This window comes from Oceanobacillus jordanicus, assembly GCF_022095695.1.
Taxonomy (GTDB): Bacteria; Bacillota; Bacilli; order Bacillales; family Amphibacillaceae; genus Oceanobacillus_B; species Oceanobacillus_B jordanicus.
Genome location: NZ_JAIFZM010000008.1, coordinates 48,959 through 66,274 on the forward strand (window position 1 = coordinate 48,959; position 17,316 = coordinate 66,274).

At 38.6% G+C, this 17,316-nt stretch carries 21 protein-coding genes and 1 riboswitch; of the genes, 7 read left to right on the plus strand and 14 right to left on the minus strand.

Annotation, left to right across the window (positions count from 1 at the left end; genetic code table 11):
* Positions 1 to 54: 54 nt before the first annotated feature.
* The 3 genes from K3T81_RS10720 to K3T81_RS10730 all read right to left on the minus strand — a co-directional run bounded on the left by K3T81_RS10720 (position 55) and on the right by K3T81_RS10730 (position 1,689).
* Positions 55 to 411: a HesB/IscA family protein gene (locus K3T81_RS10720; RefSeq protein ID WP_106897239.1), complete on the minus strand. Its 357-nt coding sequence runs from the start codon at positions 409 to 411 to the stop codon at positions 55 to 57.
* A gap of 81 nt (positions 412 to 492) precedes the next feature.
* Complete coding sequence (gene dapF / locus K3T81_RS10725) at positions 493 to 1,323, minus strand: diaminopimelate epimerase (RefSeq protein ID WP_234368498.1); 831 nt, start codon at positions 1,321 to 1,323, stop codon at positions 493 to 495.
* A gap of 36 nt (positions 1,324 to 1,359) precedes the next feature.
* Complete coding sequence (locus tag K3T81_RS10730; RefSeq protein ID WP_238020000.1) at positions 1,360 to 1,689, minus strand: YuzD family protein; 330 nt, start codon at positions 1,687 to 1,689, stop codon at positions 1,360 to 1,362.
* Positions 1,690 to 1,838: 149 nt separating this feature from the next.
* On the opposite strand from K3T81_RS10730, the gene K3T81_RS10735 reads away from it, so the two are divergent.
* A complete protein-coding gene (locus tag K3T81_RS10735; protein ID WP_036574679.1) occupies positions 1,839 to 2,063 on the plus strand; it encodes a NifU family protein in 225 nt (74 codons plus the stop codon).
* A 372-nt stretch (positions 2,064 to 2,435) separates the two neighbouring features.
* Here K3T81_RS10735 and K3T81_RS10740 read toward each other — a convergent pair whose 3' ends face one another.
* A complete protein-coding gene (locus tag K3T81_RS10740; protein WP_238020209.1) occupies positions 2,436 to 3,401 on the minus strand; it encodes a 2-hydroxyacid dehydrogenase in 966 nt (321 codons plus the stop codon).
* A 27-nt stretch (positions 3,402 to 3,428) separates the two neighbouring features.
* Entirely contained in the window at positions 3,429 to 4,397 is a 969-nt protein-coding gene (locus K3T81_RS10745) for a protein kinase family protein (RefSeq protein ID WP_238020210.1), read from the minus strand.
* Positions 4,398 to 4,547: 150 nt separating this feature from the next.
* Here K3T81_RS10745 and K3T81_RS10750 point away from each other — a divergent pair, with 150 nt between their 5' ends.
* Positions 4,548 to 5,057: a phosphatidylglycerophosphatase A family protein gene (locus K3T81_RS10750; protein WP_238020002.1), complete on the plus strand. Its 510-nt coding sequence runs from the start codon at positions 4,548 to 4,550 to the stop codon at positions 5,055 to 5,057.
* 61 nt (positions 5,058 to 5,118) lie between these two features.
* On the opposite strand, the gene K3T81_RS10755 is transcribed toward K3T81_RS10750, so the two are convergent.
* Positions 5,119 to 5,892, minus strand: a complete 774-nt coding sequence (locus K3T81_RS10755) for a TIGR01457 family HAD-type hydrolase (protein ID WP_238020004.1) — start codon at positions 5,890 to 5,892, stop codon at positions 5,119 to 5,121.
* A gap of 36 nt (positions 5,893 to 5,928) precedes the next feature.
* Complete coding sequence (locus K3T81_RS10760) at positions 5,929 to 6,369, minus strand: DUF86 domain-containing protein (protein ID WP_106897244.1); 441 nt, start codon at positions 6,367 to 6,369, stop codon at positions 5,929 to 5,931.
* Between the two features lie 141 nt (positions 6,370 to 6,510).
* On the opposite strand from K3T81_RS10760, the gene K3T81_RS10765 reads away from it, so the two are divergent.
* The 3 genes from K3T81_RS10765 (at position 6,511) to K3T81_RS10775 (ending at position 8,584) form a co-directional block, all read left to right on the plus strand.
* Positions 6,511 to 6,780: an SAV0927 family protein gene (locus K3T81_RS10765; RefSeq protein ID WP_106897245.1), complete on the plus strand. Its 270-nt coding sequence runs from the start codon at positions 6,511 to 6,513 to the stop codon at positions 6,778 to 6,780.
* Between the two features lie 36 nt (positions 6,781 to 6,816).
* Positions 6,817 to 8,262 carry an amidase gene (locus K3T81_RS10770; protein WP_238020006.1) on the plus strand — a complete coding sequence of 482 codons (1,446 nt, stop codon included), beginning with the start codon at positions 6,817 to 6,819 and terminating at the stop codon, positions 8,260 to 8,262.
* A gap of 67 nt (positions 8,263 to 8,329) precedes the next feature.
* A complete protein-coding gene (locus K3T81_RS10775) occupies positions 8,330 to 8,584 on the plus strand; it encodes a hypothetical protein (protein WP_106897247.1) in 255 nt (84 codons plus the stop codon).
* 128 nt (positions 8,585 to 8,712) lie between these two features.
* On the opposite strand, the gene K3T81_RS10780 is transcribed toward K3T81_RS10775, so the two are convergent.
* Positions 8,713 to 9,012, minus strand: coding sequence for a YutD family protein (locus tag K3T81_RS10780; protein WP_238020008.1), 300 nt, complete (start codon positions 9,010 to 9,012; stop codon positions 8,713 to 8,715).
* 129 nt (positions 9,013 to 9,141) lie between these two features.
* On the opposite strand from K3T81_RS10780, the gene K3T81_RS10785 reads away from it, so the two are divergent.
* Both K3T81_RS10785 and K3T81_RS10790 read left to right on the plus strand, forming a co-directional pair.
* Entirely contained in the window at positions 9,142 to 9,729 is a 588-nt protein-coding gene (locus K3T81_RS10785; RefSeq protein WP_036574697.1) for a YhcN/YlaJ family sporulation lipoprotein, read from the plus strand.
* A gap of 114 nt (positions 9,730 to 9,843) precedes the next feature.
* On the plus strand, positions 9,844 to 10,803 hold the full coding sequence (locus K3T81_RS10790) for a M23 family metallopeptidase (protein WP_238020010.1): 960 nt from the start codon (positions 9,844 to 9,846) through the stop codon (positions 10,801 to 10,803).
* A 71-nt stretch (positions 10,804 to 10,874) separates the two neighbouring features.
* On the opposite strand, the gene K3T81_RS10795 is transcribed toward K3T81_RS10790, so the two are convergent.
* The 6 genes from K3T81_RS10795 to K3T81_RS10820 form a co-directional block, all read right to left on the minus strand.
* Positions 10,875 to 10,973, minus strand: coding sequence for a MetS family NSS transporter small subunit (locus tag K3T81_RS10795; protein ID WP_106897249.1), 99 nt, complete (start codon positions 10,971 to 10,973; stop codon positions 10,875 to 10,877).
* Between the two features lies 1 nt (position 10,974).
* Positions 10,975 to 12,507 carry a sodium-dependent transporter gene (locus tag K3T81_RS10800; protein WP_238020012.1) on the minus strand — a complete coding sequence of 511 codons (1,533 nt, stop codon included), beginning with the start codon at positions 12,505 to 12,507 and terminating at the stop codon, positions 10,975 to 10,977.
* A gap of 306 nt (positions 12,508 to 12,813) precedes the next feature.
* A complete protein-coding gene (locus K3T81_RS10805; protein ID WP_106897251.1) occupies positions 12,814 to 14,373 on the minus strand; it encodes a Na+/H+ antiporter NhaC family protein in 1,560 nt (519 codons plus the stop codon).
* A 165-nt stretch (positions 14,374 to 14,538) separates the two neighbouring features.
* A riboswitch (Lysine riboswitch) is annotated at positions 14,539 to 14,714 on the minus strand.
* A gap of 51 nt (positions 14,715 to 14,765) precedes the next feature.
* Positions 14,766 to 15,557 carry a sporulation protein YunB gene (gene yunB / locus K3T81_RS10810; RefSeq protein ID WP_238020020.1) on the minus strand — a complete coding sequence of 264 codons (792 nt, stop codon included), beginning with the start codon at positions 15,555 to 15,557 and terminating at the stop codon, positions 14,766 to 14,768.
* A 58-nt stretch (positions 15,558 to 15,615) separates the two neighbouring features.
* Positions 15,616 to 16,701 carry an HD-GYP domain-containing protein gene (locus K3T81_RS10815; protein WP_238020022.1) on the minus strand — a complete coding sequence of 362 codons (1,086 nt, stop codon included), beginning with the start codon at positions 16,699 to 16,701 and terminating at the stop codon, positions 15,616 to 15,618.
* A gap of 197 nt (positions 16,702 to 16,898) precedes the next feature.
* Positions 16,899 to 17,201 (minus strand): YunC family protein, encoded by a 303-nt coding sequence (locus tag K3T81_RS10820; RefSeq protein ID WP_106897253.1) that lies wholly within the window; start codon positions 17,199 to 17,201, stop codon positions 16,899 to 16,901.
* Positions 17,202 to 17,316: the final 115 nt, after the last annotated feature.

The window sequence follows — 17,316 nt, forward strand, 5'->3', positions numbered from 1 at the left end:
AAGTGAGTGAAAAAAGGAGCAGTGGATTATACCACTGCTCCTTTAATATGTTAGTTAACAATCTCCTGGTGTGCCAACTTTATCTTTCGTTCTAAATGATGAGCCACAACCACAAGATACTATGGCATTTGGATTATCAATACTGAACCCGCCGCCCATCATATTTTGTTTGTAATCAATTTGCGTTCCTTCAATAATTGGAATGTCCTGATTGAAAAACACAACTGGCACCCCGTTTATTTCATCTACTGTATCGAGTTCTTCATTGATTTCATATTCAAAGCCCAATGAATAGGACAGTCCACTGCAACCTCCGCCTTTAATACCAAAGCGTAGGCGTGCCTCCGCGGACTCTTCCTTCATCATTTCATGGATTTGATTTGCCGCATTGTCGGTAATTGTTATAACCATCCCTTGGACCTCCTCAGATCATGATCATTACATTTAAGTATACAAAGAATAACTATACAATTCAACTATTTGAGTTGATCTTTAAAAGTGAAAAACACCCGTAGCTATCGTTTTGGCTTCCCCACTCATCCAGACCATACCATTTTCATCCCAGTTAATCACAAGGTCCCCTCCCGACAAATGAACCGTAATATCCTTCCCTCGAGAAACAAGACCATTTAATGCTGCAGCTACAACCGCCGCACAAGCCCCTGTTCCACAAGCCTGTGTAACTCCTGATCCTCGCTCCCATACACGAAAATGAAGTTCCCTTTCGGATACTACCTGAATGAATTCTACATTTATGCCTTCAGGAAAGCGGGTGTCCTTTTCGATAACTGGCCCAAGATCATATAGCGGAGCATCCTGAATATCTTCTACAAAAAAGACAGCATGCGGATTTCCCATAGAGACAGCTGTTAGTTCTAATAGTTGGCCTTCTATCGTATAATCTTCCCTAATAACCGCTTCTGTTTCGTCTCCTAACATAGGGATAGCCGTTCTTTGTAATGCTGGCTCCCCCATGTTTATTGTTACCTGATCAACGCTTCCTTCTAAAGGAAAAACTTCTGCTTCCACAATATTCGCTTTCGTTTCAATTTGGAAAGTAGGCTCTGTTACAATCCCGTTTTCAAAAGCATACTTCGCTGTGCACCTGAGTCCGTTCCCACAACTTTTCCCTTCCGACCCATCCTTATTAAAAATTCGCATCCCAACTTCAGCTTTCGTACTAGGGTGGATTAAAATCATTCCATCCGAGCCGATCCCTTTATGTACATCTGCCATTGCTCTGGCTATTTTGGGCATACTTGCTTCGTCCATTTGATATTGAAATAAATCTACATATATATAATTATTTCCTAAACCATGCATTTTTGTAAAAGGTATTTCCACATTAATCACTCATTTCTAATTAGACTGGAGGTGGATTTCATTTCGATCTAGCTCCTGATAAATTGTTTTTAGCTTCGGAATGCCTTCTGCTACCAGTTTATCATTAACCAGTACAACTGGATAAAATAAATCCTCCTCGATTATTCGTTCGACAAACTGTTGATGTTTCTCCACGGTCGGTGGATTATCTAAATCGATATACTCATAGTCAATGTGGTCAACCACGTATTTTCTTCCAATTGCCGCCTGTAACCAATCATATGTATCCTTTGACCCAGGTGCGCCAACACAGCTTGCGCAAATCTGATCTGCACCATAGACCGTAATTGTAACCTTCTCCACCATTTGTAGCCCCCTTTTTGCAGTTACTTATATTTTACAAAATGTTTGGTTAAAGATAAAATATAAGTAACCGATGAGTAAAAATATAATTTCAGATAGATTTTTACATGAATTCGTTTTATACTATTTATAAGGAAAGGAGAAGATGGATAATGCAAGAACAGGTACAGGAAGTTTTAAATAAACTACGCCCTTTTCTACTACGTGATGGTGGAGATGTGGAGCTAGTTGATGTAGATGATAATGGCATTGTACTTCTTCGTCTTATGGGTGCATGCGGCAATTGTCCAAGTTCTACCATAACATTAAAGGCAGGAATTGAGCGCGCCCTGATGGCTGAGGTCCCAGGCGTTACAGAAATTGAACAAGTATTTTAGAGCTACCAAATATAAAGTGAAACTTCAATCAGTGGGGGTAATCTTTCTTTCCCCACTGATTGGTAGTTGAACGAATCGGGGTGTTAGCGTCCGATTACTTCCACTGAAAACACAGGGTTTCACTTCATGTTTTGAAATGGGAGTCTTACGGACGGTTGCACCGGGATAAAAAAAGGCAGACTTAATCGTCTGCCTTTTTTGCACGTTAGAAAAGTATAAAGTTTTAGATTGGTAAAATTGACGATGTAGTTAACATCTTGAAGTTTTAAATATAAGAAAACCTCGTATTCGCTGAAAGACCAGCAGATACGAGGTTTTCTAAATTCAGCTACTATAGATAGGTATAGGTTACATGCTCGTAGTTTATATTCCTTATTTCACTTCTGTAATCGGCCCTGTACCATGTATAACCCCTGATATATTCTCCAGGCATAACTGTAGCATACTGCTTCTCGTTTCAGTGCTTGCTGATCCAATATGCGGTAAACAGATAACGTTTGTTTTATTTAGTAGCGGGTGATCAGATCGGATTGGTTCTTCTGCAAACACATCTAATCCTGCTGCAGAAATTTCTCCCGTTTCTAGCGCTTCAACTAATGCATTTTCATTTACTACACTGCCACGTGAAATATTAATGAAAATTGAGGAACGTTTCATTTTCTGAAAAGCTTCTTTATTAAACATTTGATTTGTCTGAGGAGTAGCTGGTACTACAGAAACAACAAAATCAGCTTTGTTAAGCAATGTAGCATAATCTACGTAGGTAGCCCCAATCTGCTTTTCCGATTCTACTTTACGAGAACGATTATGATACAAGATTTCCATCCCAAACCCTTGGGCTCGTCTGGCAATCGCTTCGCCAATCCTCCCCATTCCTACAATACCGATTGTTTTATTATGTACATCCATACCTGCAAGTAAATAAGGCGACCATTGTTTCCATTTATCTTCTTTTATATATTGGTTTGCTTCCACAATCCTTCTTGCTGTCGCCAGAAGAAGAGAAAACGCTAAATCAGCTGTAGATTCTGTTAAAACCCCTGGTGTGTTTGTCACAACAACACCCGCTTCTCTAGCTGCATGAAGATCAATATTATCGTAGCCTACTGCCAAGTTGGCAACAACCTGAAGTGAACTGCCGGTATTAAATACCTCCCGGTCCATTGTTTCACTTAGCATACAAAGAACCCCTTGCGAATCGGAAATCTCTTTTAAAAGTACTTCTCTAGGAACCGGCTCTTCCTCATATTTCCACATTGATATAGTAAAATCTTGCTGAAAAGGTTCCAAGATCTTTTCTGGTACCTTTCTTGTGATGTATAGCTTCGGTTTTTCTATCATCGCCCTCTCCCTCCAGCTTCCTTCTTACAGCCAGTGTAACACAGGGATTTGTAATGAGGTAGAATCTAAACCAACCCATTGATAAAGGTCGCGCATTTTCTTTTCATACTCTTCTTGCATCGTTATTAAAGACGAATAGGCTGTAAAAGGATCTTCAAGTGTCCTACCGCTCATCACAGAATCAAAATGATCAAAAAAATGTACGGGATAAAGTAGCCTTGCATACAACAAGCGCCAACTAAAAATAGATAGCGGTCTTTCTGATTGGTAGTCATGCAAGAATTGTACAATGTCTTCTGATGGTGCATCGCTTAACAGCATGCCCCTCGTATATTCCGCTAAATCACGTACCGGATGATCAAAAACAAAGTCATCTAGCCAGATAACAGATTTTTGTAGATTATTTGTATATCGTTGAAATGAGATAGTTCCTTGGTCTACCGTATCAAATCTGTTTTCGCGTTCACTCTCCTGTAAATACTGGATAGCATTTTCACTTACCCCAATAATATAGGGCAAGGTATCCATCACCATGCGAAAGTAATCGTTTGGTGATTCCTTAGCGGCCAAGGGCACGTTTTTTTCATATGCCTCTAGTTTGTCTATCCACAGTTTTTTCCATATTCCATAGCAAGATATCTGGTGTGGCTCGAAGCTATAAAGCGTACCGATAGTATGAAAGGCTGCTAGAGATCGCCCATTGCTTTCTCTTGTAATATTGTTAAGATGTTCTATCATGACGACCATGTATGTATTGTTCTGAAATACGGTGAACCAATCCCCGTTAGTATTGGCCACAGGGATAGCGGTGTGCCGGTAATTATTTTCCAGCAAATAGTAAGCAAGCGCTGCCTGTTCCATATGAATAATTTCCCTGTTATCAGAGGAAATGGTAAAATAAACATATTCGTCTTGTTTATAACCATCTCTTCCAGCCAGTACTACTTTCTCACTTGCTTGGATATTATAATGTGTGGCGAGCATGGTTTCCATTGACAATATGATCACACCCTTTGTTTTAACTTAATGAATCATCCTATCCCTTGTAGATAAACAGGGGATCAGATCTTTAACAAGATTAGTACTAATGTATGTAAGAAAAGGCAAATTCATTAACCAATTTATTAGGAAAAGGTGATGTACATGGATGCAAATACGAATCAAAGTGAACTTGAACTCAAAGCAAGACAATGGTTAACCCAGCGTGGCGTAACTTTAGAGGATATCGCTGAACTGGTCTATTACTTACAATCTAAATATCACGATAACTTAAGCATGGAGGACTGTAGACATAATGTAGACAGAGTGTTGACGAAAAGAGAAGTCCAAAACGCCATCCTTACTGGTATTCAATTAGACGTATTAGCTGAGAAAAAACAACTAGAAGAACCATTACAGAAGACGATAGAAGTTGATGAGAGTTTATATGGAGTAGATGAAATTATTGCCCTTTCCATTGTAAATGTATACGGCTCTATCGGTTTTACGAACTATGGTTATATTGATAAACAGAAACCAGGAATACTAAAAAAATTAAACGATAAATCAACCGGTGAGTGTCATACTTTCCTTGATGATATTGTTGGAGCAATTGCTGCCGCTGCATCGAGCAGACTAGCACATGCAACAGGTGACAGTGATATAGTGGACTAAATTCTATTAGTACCATACTGAAAAACAGGAGGGCCGGTTTAAAAAGGCCACTCCTGTTTTTTTATATGTTATCGATCCATTCATTTAGGCTGTGTACATAATAAGTAGGCTTTGTTGCAAAGCTGTTCATTTCCTCAAATGGTGTGACGCCTGTAAACACCATTAACGTGTCAAGGCCTGCTAGAATGCCGGCTTGAATGTCTGTTTGGTAATTATCCCCAACCATTATCGTTTCTTCTTTGGTTGTCCCAAGGATTTCTAGTGCTTGTTCCATTATAATTTTTTCTGGTTTCCCTATAAAAGTAGGTGTGAAACCTGTACTTACAGTCACAACAGATGTAAGGGAGCCATTTCCTGGGAGTAATCCTCTTTCAGTTGGTATTGCTATATCCCCATTTGTGGAAATAAAGGTTGCGCCATTCCGGACAGCTAAACATGCTTTTGCAAATTTCTCATACGTTACTTCACGGTCAATCCCTACTACAACAAAATCACACTTATCATCATCCGTTATTGTCAGCCCTTCAGCCTCCAGCGCTGTTTTTACCCCTTCTTCCCCAATCACGTAACAAGAAGCATCCTTCTTCCATTCTTTAATGTATCTAGCAGTAGCTAGACTAGTGGTTACAACCTGCTCAGATGTAGCATAAATACCAAGATAATTTAGTTTCTCTGCTACCTCTTCCTGTGTTTTTGAAGAATTATTTGTTACGAATAAATAAGGGATCTTTTTTGCTCGTAATGTGTCAATAAAGCCAGCAGCTTCCGCAATTGGCTCCTTTCCTAAATACATTGTTCCATCAAGATCAATTAAATACCCTTTATAGTTTTTCATCTATTGACTTCCTCTCTTAGCTGTTGTATTTGTCAGTTATTCTTCATTTGAGAAAGCATGAGCTACCCCAAGTTCATTATCAAGGTATTTTCGTATGTTGGTATGAAATTGACTTAATTGCACCATATTTTCGGAAAAGGCTTGATAAACCACTTGATGATTAACGTTCACGTAATCAACAACAAGCATTTTTCTTAGTCCAATAACCTGCTTGTATGGATCACCATCTTCATTAGGTAACACGTTTTCATCAAGTAATATATCGATAATATCTTCATAACTTCCTGGGTCTCGCATGATAAACCCATCTATCATCATATTTCCAACATCCAGTATGGCTTCAATCGAAACATGTCCTATTCTTTCTAAAGCTAATTTCTGCTGTAATGTTTCGTACTTCATTCCCTTCAATTCTGTTAGCATACTATCTAAATAGTTCAGGCGCTGCTCTATCTTACTTCTGTCTACAAAGTACATTCAGTTGACTCCTTTTAATATAATTCTTCTATAGTTAAATACTTAATTTGTATACTAATATTTTAGCATATTACACATGATATCGAGATACAAACGTGTTATAGTTAAGGAAATGTCAAAATAATGGAAAAGAGGGCGCAAATGGCCAGTAAATTTGAAATACTAAAAGATGAGACGAAAACAAAAGAATTAAGGTATATTAGTTTTATGGGCAATTATCAACGCTATGATTTCGCCCTAATGAATCATGAAGAAGATCCAGATAAAACGGTCGTGATCCATTTACAAAAAAACCGTTTTATCGTGGTTGGAAAAGAGGATCTCAACAACAATCGCGATGTGGAACATATTCTTCATGAAACAGCAATGGAAGCAGATGAAGTTCGTGCATTTTTAAAAGAAGTACTGTAAAAATTAACAGGTGAAGTTGCCTAAGGAGAAAACAAAATGGAGAGTATTGATTCTGTCTTAAAAGAGAAGTTACTAAAGATGGACGCCACAGCCTTGGCAGAATGGATTAAAAATAGAAAAGTGACAAGTAGTGAAGTGGTATCTATTTATATAGAACAGCAAAAAAAAGTTAACCCACCGATTAATGCAGTAGTAGAGGATCGCTATGAACTCGCTTTGAAGGAAGCTAAATCGTTTGATGAAAAAAGGCATACACTTAAACAGCTGCCGCCATTATATGGTGTTCCGATAACTGTCAAGGAATCTCTTCACGTAGCCGGAATGAAGACAACAAGCGGGTTAGAACATCGTCAGGATTTGATTTCCAGAGAAGACGCACCTGCCATTACCAGGTTACAAAACGCAGGCGCAATTATTTTAGGTAAAACAAATACACCTGCACTTTGCTTTAACCAGGAAACCGATAATCGGCTCTATGGCAGAACGAATAATCCATGGGATCTTACACGAACAGCGGGAGGATCAAGCGGCGGTGAAGGGGCAATTCTTGCTGCAGGAGGATCACCAGCAGGGATTGGTTCTGATATTGGCGGATCCATACGTTTTCCAGCTCATTTTAATGGAGTACTTGGCTTTAAACCAGGTATGTATAGAGGCTCTTCTGCAGGCCATTACCCATCCGCAACTACTCCCTTACAGGAAAGAATGCTGACAATCGGGCCGATGGGTAGATCTGTACGCGACATGGAGTTGTTATATTCCGTACTATCACCACATTCTACTGCAAATCGTTATTTACAGTTTTTTAAAATTGAAGTACTTCCTGGCACCGTCAATTACCCGCTTTCCGAAAAAACAATTGAGATGATGGACAATATCGAAAAATTCCTTACGGAGTCTTTCTCCACAAATCGATTTATCCCACCATACTTTGAAGAAAGCTCCCTGCTTTGGCTGGAAATGTTGGCGAGTGAAGGCAGTGAGCTTATTGAGAAGTCAGCATACCATAACGATCGCTCCAATCTTGTAAAAGCTTTTCTTAGAGAAAAGATAACAAATCGTGCATCCGTTGATCCCTATCTAACCATGGGGATTCTTGGTTCAAAGCTTTTCAGGCCATCAAAGAGCAGAGTGAAGGAAATAAAAAAAACCTTGGCTGAAGGTGATGACTTTCTATCGGAGTACTTGCATAACCGTTTGCTCCTCTTCCCTGTCTATCATACAAGTGCGCTAAAACACGGAAAAGTTTATAAAGAGATATTCTCTTTACGCAGAACGTTTCTTAACTTTATGCCGTTTATTGCTTATGCCAATGTATGGGGCTTGCCGTCCTTAACCGTTCCAATAGGGAACGATGAGAATAATATGCCAATTAGCATACAAGTCATATCAGCAAATGGAAATGAGGATGCGATCTTCCGTCTAGGTAAAATTCTTGAGAAGAAATTCAGAGGATATGTAGCAGCACAGCCAACTGACTAACGGTAAGATTTGGAACGGTTCAAAGATCGCTTTCCTTCATAAAGTAGGGTGGAGGAGAGTGGAAAAAATGTCACGTGAGCCAAAGGGCAAATATAGTGATTTTACTAATGCAAGGGATAGACAAAAAAAGCTTATCCCTGAAGAGTTTCCAGAGGGAGCGTTTGGATCTCCAATAAATGAATCCGAACCTGTTTCAGGTAAATCCACCCCATGGGAAGAAGGACAGTACAGGGAAAGTGCGTTTGTGTACCCAGATAAGTCAATGCATAAAGACGTGCCACGTCAAGCACCCACTTCCCATCCTACTCAAAAAAAGAAGTAGCAAAATTGCTACTTCTTTTTTTACACATTAAGAAAGTAAATGTCAACGTAGTTAAAATTTCGGATTCCCAACTATAAGAAAAACGTACATTCGCTGGAATACGAGCGAATGTATTTTTTTCTTATATGTTATTCCTCCGTCTTTTTCGGCTTCGCACCTTTTATCTTTTGAAGCACAAAATAAGCGCAACCAAAATTACAGTACTCGTAAAGATAGTCGTCAAGCGCACCAATTTTAGCGTCCAATGAGGCTTTGTGATTCTGATCGCTATAAAATCCTTTTAGCCGCAATTGATCATAGCCCCAATCACCGACAATGTAGTCATATTTCGAAAGGATATCAGAATGACGTTCATTTAGTGCTTTTTCATCAAAACCCTCTTTAACATTTTCAATCAACTCATACTGTTTCCCATTTATTTCAATCATCGCTTTCCCTCCACATATTGTAATAAGTTTATCACATTCACCCATATGGAAACCAGAAATAATTTCATGCATGAATTTCGTAGAGAATTGCAAACTAAAAGAGAAACAAAACTGAAAAGGAGCAATCACATGAAAATAAACCATTTTGTAATTGGCGCTCTCACTTTGTTTAGCCTAAGCGCATGTGGAAATAATGAAAACGCCATGGATGAACGCGATGATATTGTTGACGAGCTTGATCCTTCTGCTGAACAGCAATCAGCTGAAGATGAAGAACTAAATGACAGACTTGGCTACGTACATTATACAAAAGACCAGGTAAACAATGATGATGAAATGGAGCATGGCGTTTCCATCGATCGTACACAAGTCGCAAATGTTATTACGCGTATTGCCTTACGCGGTGAAGGTCTAGAGCAAGTTGCAACGCTTGTCACAGATGAAGAAGTACTCATTGCTTATGAAAAGTCTGATGACGTAGACGAGAAAGAAGCCGCAAATATTGCAAGAAAGACAGCACAATCCGTTATACCTCAATATTATGAAATATATGTCTCTGATAATGAAAGCTTAATCAACGACATACAAAGCTTGCATAATTCCAGCACCACTGACGGCAGTTATGAGAACACCATTGATCAGATTATAAAAGAGATGGAAAAATCACCACAGGGTAAAGAAGATAACCTAAAAGAAGAAATGAAAAATCAAGAATAAATGCAATATATGGAAGGGTCCTCTGTAAATGCCAAGAGGATCCTTTTGTTATATGAATAGAATTCCTCTTCCTAACTAAAAATAACTCTATTCTAAGTAAAAGGGTGAACAACATTGTACTATCGATACCTCTATACAGGTTTCCTTCTTATATTCCTTATATTGTTTACTGGCAGTACAGTTCATGCCGAAGCAGATAAAGATATATACAAAGAGCGGATGGCCTTATTTAAGAAAACCGAAGCACTCACACAAATACCATGGCACTTTTTTGCGGCAATGGATAATTTCGAACGCAACATTAAAAAAGAAGATGAAGGAAAAGTTATTTCAATTGAGGTACCAGCTGAATTATGGTACGGATTAGGAAACAGTTCTATGATTCAAGATGAAAACCTTATTACCTTCTTTAACGGTAAAGGTAAAGATGGGGACGGGGACAAACTCGCGGACCCTGACAACCCGGAAGATATTCTTCATACCATTGCTAACTACATGTTAGAATACGGTCAGACAGATGAGGATATTAAAATTGCGTTATGGAATTATTATAAACGTGATTTGTCAGTCCAGACGATAATGAACACAGCCAAGGTTTTTAAGACTTACCAAGAGATTAATCTAACAGATAGAGACTTCCCAGTATCTACTGATTACAATTACAGCTACCGTAGCACGTGGGGAGATAGGCGTGGATTTGGTGGGTTACGTATCCATGAAGGAACTGATATCTTTGCCGGGTATGGGACACCTGTCAAATCAACCACATATGGTGTTATTGAGCTGATGGGTTGGAACTTATACGGTGGGTGGCGTATAGGTATACGAGACATTTACAATATATACCATTATTATGGCCATATGAGTGGATATCAAGATGACATTCAAGTTGGACAAGTAGTAAAGCCTGGAGATGTGCTTGGTAGTGTTGGTTCTACAGGGTATGGGCCCCCAGGTACTTCTGGTAAGTTTCCTCCACATTTGCACTATGGCATGTATAAGGACAACGGATACAGTGAATGGTCTTTTGATCCCTATCCTTTTTTGAAGAAATGGGAAAGAATGGTTAAATAATACTGAAAAGAAGAAATGACGATAAGGCTATTAAAAAGAGAGCCATTTACATAAATGGCTCTCTTCGTTATTTATTTTGATTTTTTTACAGCATATGTGATACTTGCTGCCAATCCACCCCATATGACAATCATACCAAAGATCATAACAAAGATAGCACCTGCAGTCATATTATTTTGCCTCCTTAGCTTTAGCTTCCGCTTCAGCACGGTTATTGCCTTTCCACTTTGTAAGAGAAAGGATAATCCCTATTACTAACGCACCTGCTGCAACTGACCAGCCTGCATATATAATAAATGCATCAGTGTAATTCCCATAGTTTCCTGACTCTGTTTCAAATTGTTTAAGTAAGTTTTGTGTAAACAACTGATACATCTGATAACCTAAAACAATCGGTGTAATGACTGCAAGACAAATCGTCCACCAAGAGCCTAGTCGAATATCGGAAATTTCGTTAGCATGGTCTTTCAGTTCTTTAACCTGTCTTAAAATCCATGCAACGACTACTACTTCAACGAGACCAAGTAAAGCAACACCAAATTGGTTAATAAAATAATCTGCCGCATCTAGGAAGTTAAGTCCACCTTGAGTAGAGAATAAAATAGAAATTAAAGCTGCTAATCCTCCCCCAAATAACACTGCCTTCGCTCTGGAAATTTTGAATTTATCAACAAGACCCGCAACATAAGTTTCCGTTATGGACATTAAGGAAGTTAATCCAGCAAGTACGAGTGATGCAAAGAATAGAAACCCGAAAAGTCCGTTTAAACCAGGAAATTCATTTATAATTGCCGGGAATACAACGAATGCTAAACCTACGCCGCCAGCAACAACCTCATCCACACCTACTCCAGATTGAGCAGCCATAAATCCTAATACAGAGAAAACCCCAATCCCTGCTAGTAACTCAAAGCTTGAATTCCCGAAACCAACGATGAACGCATTATTCGTTAAATCGGATTTTTTCGGCAAATAACTTGAATACGTGATCATGATTGCAAACGCAATGGATAGACTGAAGAAAATCTGTCCGTATGCTGCAACCCAAACGTCGGGTGACAAAATCGTACTAAAATCTGGGGCAAAGAACGCCTGTAATCCATCAATGGCTCCAGGAAGGGTTACTGCACGGATAACAATAATAAGGAAAATAATGACCAATGCAGGAATAAAGATCCTGTTCGCAATTTCAATACCCTTCTTAACGCCTTTAAATAAGATTCCTAATACTAACACCCATACAATAACAAGTGGGATAAATACGCCTGGAACAATTCCGCCTATTTCACCAGGTGCAGCTAATTTTAAATAATCATTGAACAAAAAGCTTTCCGTATCTGATCCCCAATTCTGGTTAAAAGCAAACACAGAATACGACATAGCCCATGCCACAATGACAGCATAGTAGGTGGAAATAACAAATGCTACAAGTACTGCCCACCAACCGATGAATTCCGACTTTTTATTCATTCGCTTAAATGTTAACGGTGCTGAGCCACGATGCTTGTGACCCATTGTAAATTCCATAATCAAAATCGGTATTCCTGCTGTTAGTAGTGCAAATAAGTATGGGATAAAAAATGCCCCACCACCGTTTTCATAGGCAACAGTTGGAAAACGCCAGATGTTCCCAAGCCCGATAGCAGAACCGACAGCTGCTAGAATAAAGCCAGCCCGTGTCCCCCAGTTAGAACGTGATTCCATAATAAGACCTCCCCTTTTTTATTCCTTTCTTCGTAATTGTATGTCCTACATAAGAAAGGAATGTTTAAAATCTTTGTTTTTTTCTGATATTTATGTTTGTATTATAAAGGTACAAACTACCTATGTCAAAGGAATTTTTATCCTATTCCATTTTTATCCCTAAGAATGTTCCTATGTTCCCAAAAAATAAAAAATGAACGACCTTCCGATACATTCTAGAATCGAAAAGTCGTTCAGCTTCAATATATTATTAAGGAAACATTTTATAAAGAATTTCTTCGTTTTAGAAAACTGCTCGAATTCCCATTACTCTTTCTGAGTAGCTGTTTTGGATAGGAAACTCAAGAAGATACTAATTAAGATTATAATCAAGAGTGTGATCAACAGTGGAAGCCATACTTGATTCATTAACCCAATTAGTAAATATCCAATACTAGCAGCAACGGCTACAATGATAGCATATGGAAGCTGTGTTAGAACATGATCAATATGGTTGCTTCCCGCCCCTGTAGACGAAAGAATAGTTGTATCAGAAATTGGTGTACAATGGTCACCGAAGACTGAACCGGCAAGCACTGCTGCCAGAGATGGTAACAACATTGTTGTATCTGTTACTGCCGCTACCTCCGCTGCAATTGGTAGCATGATGCCAAATGTTCCCCATGAAGTCCCAGTTGCCAGTGCCATAAATCCGGAGATCAGGAAGAATAATAGCGGCAGCATCGACGAACTTATAGAAGCGTCATTTACTAATTGAGCCAAGTACTGACCTGTCTCCAACGTTCCAATTATGGAACCGATCATCCAAGCTAAAACAAGAATATAGATAGCAGGAAGCATGGTTTTCAAGCCTTCCACGATTACTTTAACTAAATTTTCTCTTGGTTTACTTTGCTGAAGATGGAACAAAAGAGCAGTAAGCACAGCAGCAACCCCACCAACAAATAACGATAAGTTAACATTAGTATTAGAGAAAATGGTTAAGATGGTCACATTAGAACCTGATGCAGCTGCCCCTGTAAAGATCATTGCTAAAACGGTTGCGAGAATTAATACAATGATAGGAACCAACAGATGATAAATTCTCCCGTTAGTATGTGCGGAAATTTTGTTTCCAAGATCGCCTGGTACGTTTTTCTGTTCAGGGTCAACTAACTCCCCTGTTTCCATTGCACGCTTTTCATGGGTACGCATTGGTCCAATATCCAGCTTGAAATATGCCACAATGAATACGAGCAATACAGCTCCCAAAGCGTATAGGTTTAATGGGATCATTTGTATAAAAGCCTCTAATGGACGAATATCGGTAATCTCATTTGCTGCTAACAATCCACCAATTATTCCAATTATATAAGCACCCCAGCTTGATATTGGGGAAATTACGGTAACCGGAGCTGAAGTAGAGTCAATTAGATATGCAAGCTTCGCCCTAGATACTTTATGTCGATCAGTTAATGGTCTTGCTATTTGTCCCACTGCAAGACTGTTAAAATAATCATCAATAAAAATAATCAATCCGAGTACACCTGTCATGGCTTGTGATCCAGTACGTGTTTTAATTCGATGGATCATCCATTGCCCAAATGCTCTACTGCCTCCCGATGCTTGCAGAAAAGCAGTCATAATACCAAGCAATAATAGGAAACCTAGTAATAGAAGATTCCCAGTATTTGGCGCCCCATCTGCAAAAAATATGTTGCTAAAACTTGTGCCAATCTCTTTTAAGGAATCGAGAATAGAAAAATGATGAATAAACAATGCCCCTACTATAATTCCTACTCCAAGTGATACATAAATATTTCGTGTTAGCAATACAAGAAGAAGCATAAGTATTGCCGGTATGAGTGAAAATATCGTCCCTTCCATGCTGTTACCTCCGTTATTTTTTTGGTCGGTAGTAAAGGGAAATGTATGAATACCGCGATTGTCAAGTTCTGCCACTGGAATTAATTACCAGTTTATAAAAAGGCACAAAAAAGCAATGACAGAAAATAACCTATCATTGCTTTACAACATACGTTATCCTCCATTTCGATCAATAGTGCTCCATGCACACCAATGCATGACAGTATATCCCCTTTTCAAAGATATACCAGCTATAAATAAGTTTGACCCTTATTATGCTTCGGCAAACAACCCTTTCACCAGCTTTCATCGTTGTCATTCTCCAGCTGATTACTAATATTGTCCGCTCCTCTACCTCACCGATCTGATAAGATTTACTTATTAAATTTTCCTTATCTAATATTACCAGTCTCTTAGTCGTTATTCAAGTCATTTCGTGGAATGGAAATATTTGGACCATCCCCACTACTATCCCCACCACCGCGATTATAAAACTCTGGCACATCTCCCATAATAACTTTTGAATCAACATAAACCTTTGTGCTAATTGTGGTCGTTTCAGTTGTGAATGGAACTACTATTTGTACATTAACAGAAACAGGGATATAAATTTCGATTAACGCACCATTTAGTCCAATTTCTCTTTCTTCATATTTAACGTCTGACTGAATGCTGCCGACAATTTCAAAGTGCACGGGGATTTTCGGACCAAGATTAGAGAGAATTGTACTACCTGTTGCCTGGCCAATTGGAATTTCCACCACCGTTGGGTCCTGATTCGCTAATTCTCCTGGTGTATCCCCATATTCAATTGGGTCAAGCTCAGGATCATTTATATCCAAGGTTTCTCCTTTATTCATTCCATAAAGAAAGTACTCCGCCTTATTCGTTGCAATGCGAAGTGCTCTGTTTACAGCGACAGAATTCCAACCTAAAAGAGATACGTTTCCGTTATTATCCATTCTTACATCCATGAGATCATCAAAACTAATATTTTCCGTTGATTTTACAGCCGCATTAATCGTTCTTGTTGCAAATTCTTCGGTTTTGACAACTGCAATATCCATCAACACTGGTGTGATTTTTTTATCAACAATTACAATGCTAAGTAAAACCATCAGGCCAAATAATACAATTGTAAAGAGAAAAACTGTTTTTGCTGGAGGTGTTGCTCTACTTGTACCATAGCGTTTTCTAAATTTCACGTAAAAAAACCCCCTTAACACAAACTTATGCTTGTATTAAAAGGGCTAGAATTAAATATTAATCTACCAATACATCTTTTACTGTAACGTTTACAGTACGTTCCAAATCAATTTCATATGGGCTAGCTGTCGGATTTCCGTTTTCTTCTAGAATTCGAACAACTGGACGATCACATAAATTAGTGTTTTGCCTTATCACAACACCAATACGGCCATCACTTAATTCGATTGTTAATCCATTTGGGTAGGCAACAACACTCCGCTTAAACGCTTCAATCATTTCTTTATCAAATAAATTTACTGCTCCAGCATAAAGAATTTCCAACCCTTCATGTGGCAGCATAGCTTCACGATATACTCGTGAGCTTGTTACCGCATCAAACACATCCGCTATTCCAATTACTTTTGCATAAGTATGGATTTCTTCCCCTTGTATGCCTCTCGGGTAACCAGATCCATCAAGTCTTTCATGATGCTGATATGCACAGTGGGAGATTACTGTTGGCATGTATTGGTGTTTACGAAGGTAATCAAAGCCCACTTGCGTATGCCCTTTAATAATTTCGAATTCTTCATCTGATAACTTATCAGGCTTTTGTAGTATTGCTGGGTCAATAAACATTTTTCCAATATCATGTAGCATGGCCCCTACGCCAATTTCTGTGAGTTGCTTAGTAGAATAGTTTAACTCAACGCCAATAGCAAGCGAATAAATCGTCACATTTAAAGAATGTTGAAACACATAGTTATCAGAAACAAAAATATCCGCCAACAGCGACAAGGATTTTTCATTTTGTTGTATGTTGCTTAAAATCTGTTCTACTACGTTCGTCAGTTCCTTTGACCTTCTATCCAGAATATAAGAGCGTTGCCCTAAACCAGCATTTTTTAGCTCGATAAACGTATCTTTAATCATATTGGTTGCTTCAAGACGTAGCTCATCAGGAATAGTCTGGTTAACTTCTATATCTGGCGTTGTGCCATCTTCAATGTATATGTATGTAATGCCATTGTTCAAAAGCCTTCGCAATAGCTTATCTGTCAAACGCATACCTTTTTTAATTAAAACCACGCCATTTTCATTGTAAATGGTTTGGGCAAGTATCGTCCCTGCATGTATTTTCTTTGTGCTGGCAATTCTCATATTTTTTCCTAACCCCTATCAACAAAGTAAATGACGAAAATGTAAGCTTTAACAAAATTCGGCCTTATTCGACATAAGTCCCACTAAAATAGTACCAAAAATAAGACTAAATTGCTATTAGTTTTGGAAAATTATGTTCATGTATCACCTTCGTTTTTATTAAACAAAAAATGCCTCCCTAAGAGGAAGACATTTTGTCAGGATATCTTCAATAAGGCATCTTTACCAATCATGCCTTCTTCCCAACCATAAGCTCTAGATGCATCGGTTATTTTTTCCAAAGGTGCATTTAATAAGTCGTCTATCGTACGAACACCTACTGCTCTTCCGGCGATCACATTGCGATCTTTTAACTTTTCATTTAATACGTCCACATCCAGCGCAGCACACATAATATAACCGACCTCATTGGATATCATCAGCAAGTTAGTTTTTGGAAGTTCAACACGTATTGCAGTAAAATGCATGCCTTCCACTTCCAGAGGATTGATTGTAATCATTTATGCAAAGCCTCCTTCATCTGGTCCTTACATTTGTATGCAAAACAAAGGGGCTTTGACACAATACTCACTCGCTGCCAGGGAGATCTTAATGCTCAAGAGCGATAAATCCCTT